The 2,373-nt window shown below is 69.6% G+C and carries 2 protein-coding genes; both read left to right on the top strand.

Annotated features, from left to right (window positions below; genetic code table 11):
- Positions 1–238: 238 nt before the first annotated feature.
- Complete coding sequence (locus ACFV9H_RS12075; RefSeq protein WP_385396692.1) at positions 239–1,036, top strand: hypothetical protein; 798 nt, start codon at positions 239–241, stop codon at positions 1,034–1,036.
- A gap of 366 nt (positions 1,037–1,402) precedes the next feature.
- Positions 1,403–1,867 carry an NADAR family protein gene (locus tag ACFV9H_RS12070; RefSeq protein WP_385396690.1) on the top strand — a complete coding sequence of 155 codons (465 nt, stop codon included), beginning with the start codon at positions 1,403–1,405 and terminating at the stop codon, positions 1,865–1,867.
- The last annotated feature ends 506 nt before the right edge of the window (positions 1,868–2,373 follow it).

Here is a 2,373-nt window from a genome sequence, read left to right as displayed (position 1 = left end):
CCGCCGCCCTGGCGCCCCCCTCCCCAACAAGGGCGACCCGCCCCGCCCCGCGGCCCGCCGCCCCTGGGGCCCCCTATTTGTGCCCGCCAAAAAAAGCCGGCCCCGCCAGCGCCGCCGGCCGGTCGGCGTCCCGCCGGGCTGGATGAGGCGGTTGTAACTGGTGAGGAGGTAGGTGCACCCCGACCTCGGCCGACTCCCCGCCCCCTTGGTGTCGGACCCCCATGCCACACTGCGTTGCATGTCTCTCGCCGAACTCACGCTCGACCAGTGGCGGTCCGCCGACTTGCCCACCGCACGCCGCATCGCCCAGCAGGCAGCGCAACTGGTGGACGGCCGCCTGGTTTCCGTCGAGACCGTCGTGCACCTCGGTGCCCCGCTGCACCGGGTCCGAATCGACCGCGCCGGCACGGAGTTCGCGCTGATACCCGGCGGCACAGTTGCCCTCGGGTTCGATCTGGACAGCTGGCGGCCGACGCCCGAACAGACCGCCGACTACGCGGAGAGCCTGGAGGAGGGCTACGGGTACGGCCTCGACCTCCGGGCCTACCTGGCGGAGGTGCTCAGCCCGTACCGGACCACCACATTGGCCACGGTGCTGATGGCCGTGGAGAACGAGGCCCTGACCGAGCTCCCGGCCGACATGCCGGCCGTGCTCGCGGCGCGCGGGCTGCGGATGCCGACTTCCGACGAGTGGGAGCACGCGTGCGGAGCGGGCGCGACCACCCTCTTCCGGTGGGGCGACGACTGCCCGCTCGACCGCATCCCCTACGGCGACCCGACCGGACCGCACAACGGGCTCAGCGCGTTCGGCCTGCACATCGCCTACGACACGTACAGCACCGAGCTGACCAGCGACGTCACGGCGGTGCACGGCGGGGACGGTGGCGAATCGGTGTGCGGCGGCTACGGCAACCTCCTGACCTGGCTCCCCCTGGCCACCGCCAACCGCAACCCCTCCATGGCCGAGTTCGTCTACGGGCCGGACGGTGAGGATCTCTGCGAGGACTTCTCCACCCGGCCGGTTCTGCCGCTCTGAACCTCTCGACTTTTGTCCGCGGACAAAAGTCGAGGCGGCCTTGGACGCCCACACGTGGGAACAAATCAAGGTCCTCTCCGAGGCCACTGCGACACAATCACGAGATGATCGGCAACCGGATCACCTATCGCATCGCAGACGGCCTCCGCATACCCGGAACCTGGCGGCACGCCTTCATCCGTAACGGTCAATACTTCCTCACCGACCTCAGGGCCCGGAGGCCGGACCTACCTGCCGAGTGACCCGCCGGTCACGCAAGAGGCCTACGGCAGGGCCCTCGCGTACTTCGAGGAGCGGGCCCGCTGGAGGGCCGAGCAGTACACTCGCGTCCCGGAAGACGGACCGGCGGCTCCGCACGCTCCGGCGGTGCACCTGTACCAATCGTTTCCGAAAGAGCCGATGGCCGACCCCGGCCCGGTCGGCCTGCGCAACGACCATCCCGCCCCGATCACCGTCGGCAAGGTCAGCTACCCCTCCGTCGCCCACGCCTACTGGGCCCTGTCGGTCGCTCAGCCAGAGGTCGGCGTCGCGGTCGCGACGGCGGACACCGCTGCCGCGGCACGCAAGCTCGCGGTCGGGACACCGCGCCGCGAGGGCTGGGAGCACGCACGAACCGCCGTCATGACCAGCCTGCTGCGCGCCAAGTACGACCAGCATCCCGAGCCGGCCGAGATCCTGCTGGCGACAGGCGACGCCACCTTGATCTACGACGACATGGACTCGGCATTCTGGGGTGACAACGCCGGTCGAGGTCGCAACTGGACGGGCCGTCTCCTCGAACTCGTCCGCTCCGAACTGCATGCGCGGCAAGCCGGGATTTCCGGGTTGTGACCGGACCGGGGGTACGACTCCCATGGGGCCACCAGGTCGTTGAGACCGATCGGACGAGACACTTGAGGAGCGGGCATGAACTCTGACGAGCTCACCTCTGGGAAACAGCCGCTGCTTTCCCCGCCGAGACCGGTGCTTCCCGACATGGCCGCAGCCCGGCGGCGTGGTCCGGCCGAGACGGTGGAAGCGCAGTGGCAGACGCTGCCGCTGGTGTGGCAGTGGCACCGCGAGCGACTCTGGCCCACTTCCCCCCGGAACTCGGACCTGCCGTGGCACGCTCCGCGGACGCTGCGGAACAGTGACTACTCCCCCCAGGCACAAAAGCTGCCCCCTCGCAGAACAGACACACGCGCAGGGTCCGACACAGAGGGACCCCACCGCGTTCGTCGTTCGCGACGCTGCCGTCGCGGTCCCCGACATTTGTTGGGGGGGCAAAATCGGGGGCCCCCACGCCCGCCGCGGGGCGCCCAAGGGCCCCATAACGAAGGAACATATAAAACAAAAAC

Source organism: Streptomyces sp. NPDC059874, assembly GCF_042731135.1.
GTDB lineage: Bacteria > Actinomycetota > Actinomycetes > Streptomycetales > Streptomycetaceae > Streptomyces.
Note: the sequence above shows the minus strand (reverse complement) of the source record. Positions and strands in the feature narration are given on the sequence as shown.

Coding starts and splice junctions, on each gene's coding strand:
- ACFV9H_RS12075 (WP_385396692.1), top strand. CDS start 239: ATGTCTCTCGCCGAACTCACGCTCGACCAGTGGCGGTCCGCCGACTTG.